Origin of the sequence: Sphaerochaeta sp. (assembly GCF_050178175.1) — a bacterium.
In the GTDB taxonomy this organism is placed as follows: domain Bacteria; phylum Spirochaetota; class Spirochaetia; order Sphaerochaetales; family Sphaerochaetaceae; genus Sphaerochaeta.
Map to the genome: position 1 here is coordinate 1 of NZ_JBFXGH010000175.1, position 3,634 is coordinate 3,634.

Annotated in this window: 2 protein-coding genes; one reads left to right on the forward strand and one right to left on the reverse strand. The window is 49.0% G+C overall.

Annotation, left to right across the window (positions count from 1 at the left end; all coding sequences use genetic code 11):
• The first annotated feature begins 110 nt into the window (after positions 1–110).
• A complete protein-coding gene (locus AB7S66_RS12075; RefSeq protein ID WP_428520341.1) occupies positions 111–1,457 on the forward strand; it encodes a sensor domain-containing diguanylate cyclase in 1,347 nt (448 codons plus the stop codon).
• A gap of 53 nt (positions 1,458–1,510) precedes the next feature.
• On the opposite strand, the gene AB7S66_RS12080 is transcribed toward AB7S66_RS12075, so the two are convergent.
• Positions 1,511–3,169: a diphosphate--fructose-6-phosphate 1-phosphotransferase gene (locus AB7S66_RS12080; RefSeq protein ID WP_428520343.1), complete on the reverse strand. Its 1,659-nt coding sequence runs from the start codon at positions 3,167–3,169 to the stop codon at positions 1,511–1,513.
• Between the last annotated feature and the right edge of the window lie 465 nt (positions 3,170–3,634).

Sequence of the window (3,634 nt, forward strand, 5' to 3'; positions counted from 1 at the left end):
AGTATAGCATAGACACCCTTTACAGGGGCGAATTGTTCTTTGCTTCTCTCTTGAGGCTTTCCCTCAACGAATTTATACTGCAGGGAACGACAATCTGAAAGGAGAGTGGAATGAAGGCAACTGCCAAGTTGCAATGGAATCTGAAGGCCTTTATGTTGGCCTCTCTCCTGACCATGCTTCTATTGTTCACGACCTATGGGCTTTACACTGCCTGGAAGTCGCAGTACGTAGAGGAGAGTAAACAACGTGCCCAGACTGAACTGCTGAACTTGCGCAAGAACCTGTTTCTACTTCTTGGCAAACAGGAGATGTTCACCACAATCTATGGCTTGCGTCTTGAAGAGAGTTTGCAAGCAGGGATCGTTCCCAACCTGGAAGATCTTCTCCCATACCTCACCGTATTGGAGAAGGATAAGCAATCCTTCAGCTTTGCCATCCTGGCCATGGATGGCTTGGTCATCGACCAGTATCCCGAGGAGGGCGGCCGTCAGGTGGGCTTTGATCTGAAAACTCTTCCCATGTATCGCCAGCATATTGAACACCTTATGCGACAGGCCTCTGTAAGCATTGATGGCCCCCTCTACCTGGATGATGGGAAGCCATACCTGGTGTTTCGTTACCCACTCCTGGTGGAAAACAAGCAAGCATGGGGACTGTTGAGTCTTTACTTCGAAATGGAATCATTTCTGCTCGAAGCAGGTTTGGAGGATCTCTCTGCGCAATATCGCTATCATTTCACCTTCACTCACCTTGGAGGGGATGATACCTATACGTGGGGAGAGCCGATCTTGGATGATTGCGACCCGGTTTCCATGATACTCACATACTCCCTCCTGACTTGGAAGATGGAAATTGCCCCGGCAGAGTCATGGTATAGCGGTGAATTGGTCTTGGTCCTATACGCGATCTTTGGAAGCTTGGTTTCCCTTGGCGCAGGAGTCTTGAGTTATCTCAGGCAAGTCAGGATGGAAACATTCATGCATCGTTCTCACACGGATAGCCTTACCGGACTCCTGAACAAACGGGAATTCCTCGTCCAGCTACATGAAGAGCTCAGAAGTGGGAGACCCTTTGCACTTGCGCTTCTCGATATCGATAATTTCAAACTGCTCAATGACACCTATGGGCATCTTAGTGGGGACAAGGCACTGCTGACTCTGGTATCAATCTTGAAGGAACGCCTGCGACATGATGACCTGGTAGGTCGTTTTGGAGGTGATGAATTCATCATCATCCTCAGGGGATGTACCCAGGAAGAGACCTGCCTTCGTATCTATGAATACATCTCACACGTCTCAGTCCCCTTGGATGGAGACAACATTGAATTTGCTATCAGCATGGGGGTCGCATTTTTTCCCAAGGATGGCAGTACAAGCGAAGCATTGATGGAAGCTGCAGACAAGCGGCTCTACCAAGCAAAGCGTGAGGGAAAGGGAAGAATCCGCTGTACTGACTAAAAAACCGGATCACCATAGGTGGCAATCCGGTTGCATGCAGTACTGTGTATTGGTTATTGTGCCTGTTCCAAGGCAAGTGTGACCGTTGTCAGGTCGCATACCTCTGCAGGTCCATAGTACTGTACGGCCCCTGGGTAGGTGTAGCAAGTCTCACGGGCCCACTTGTCACGATGCTCTGCAAAGTACTGGAAAGGCTTTCCATCAAGTTCCACCAAGGCTTTCTTGATAACCGGCTTCTCCTCCCCGTGGCGTACCTCCATATTCATCATCATGGTGATGGGGATACCACCAGCTTCCCAATTCACAGCAGGTTCTGCGAGGTTGGTGACCGATGAAAGATACCCCGAGAGACCACCAGCGATCAACATGAATGCATTATAGCCAAGGCTGTAGCAGTAATCTGCATCAAAGTTGGTCGGGAAAGCACAACGGCCCTCATAGCCGAAGAAGTGGGTCATGGAACTGAATTTGCCGGTGTAGGTGCCTTCTTTTTTCATGGCCTTGAGCTTCTCTTCCACCATCTGGGCAAGCAACTTATCTGTCTCAATCCTGGAGACCTGCACGTTCCCATGAGGATCGCGGTCCATCAGGAGCTGTTTCTGGATCTCTTCAGGTAGGATGGTGAATACCTGGGCTGCTTCCTTGCTGAGCCGCTCTGCAACAAAGGCGATACGCTCGCTGCTGTCTGCAATCTTGTTGAAAGCCTTCTCTTCCTTGGCAAGGAGATTGTTGATCTGGCTGATCAAGACCTTGATCTCAGGGATGAATTCGATCAGTCCTTCAGGAATAAGGGCAACACCAAAGTTGTTCCCGTCTTCTGCACGATCAGCAACAACCTTTGCTATGTAGTCCACAATGCTTACCAGACTCTGCCCCTTTGCCTCCACTTCCTCGCTGATCAGGCAGATGTTGGGCTGGGTCTCCAGCGCACATTCAAGGGCGATATGACTGGCGGAGCGGCCCATGAGCTTGATGAAGTGCCAGTATTTCTTTGCACTGTTGGCGTCTCTCTCGATGTTGCCGATCAATTCACTGTAGGTTTTGGTAGCTGTATCGAATCCAAAGGAGATCTCAATGTATTCGTTCTTCAGGTCACCATCGATGGTCTTCGGGCATCCGATGACCTGAATGCCGTGGTTCTTGGCAAGGAAATACTCAGCCAAGACCGCTGCATTGGTGTTTGAATCATCTCCGCCTATGATAACCAGGGCATCAATCTCATGCTTCTTGCATACTTCAGCACAAACCTCAAACTGGGCTTCGGTCTCAAGCTTTGTCCTCCCGCTTCCGATGATATCAAAACCGCCGGTATTGCGGAATGAGGCAAGATAGTCCTCGTCAATGATCCTGTAGGAATCTTCCAGAATACCGGAAGGACCGCCTTTGAAGCCATACAGCGTATTCTCAGTATTGGCTGCCTTCAGTGCATCGAATATTCCACTGATGACATTATGCCCGCCGGGAGCCTGGCCACCGCTCAATATCACTCCTACGTTTCGCTTCTTGCTGATATCGCTATTCTCTCCGGCTATGAACGAAACTCTTGGAAGTCCGTATGTGTTGGGAAAGAGTGCCTTGATCTGATCTGCGTCAGATTGTGCACTGGTAGCTTCTCCCTTCTTGGGGGATACCTTGGTGATGCTCTCCCTCAAAATTGCGGGTAGCTTGGGTTGATAGGCATAACGTACTTTCTGCAAAGGGGAAATGTCCATGCTGAACTCCTCTCTAATTTGGTCTCTGAACTCCTTAACCATAGAACAAAAAGGCTCCCAGTTTCAAGCATCGTCGCTTGCCCAGTTGCATTTGCTCTGCTATACAGAGGTGATGAGGCATAAAATGCATCAGGAATATCCCATCAATGAACCTTGGCTGTTTCATCAGAGCTTCAGTAACACGACAATCGCATAAAAATAGAAATGTCTGGTAGTACGCACAAAAAAAACTTGGGAAATAAGCGGCTTACGCATTGAGCTGATTTGCCTTGTGTTTGTTGCTGTAAACCAGGGGAAAGGAATCCCACGTTCTATTCTGACTACGAATTCCTTTTGAGCTCTTTGAAGATACGGGTATCCTGTGAGCGGCTAGCAGACATGGGTGGTACTTTTTTCAAACAGCAACCGTTTTACTGTGGTGGGTTTGGAGAAAAGCGGTATGGGGCATTGCCGTAAATTCTATTT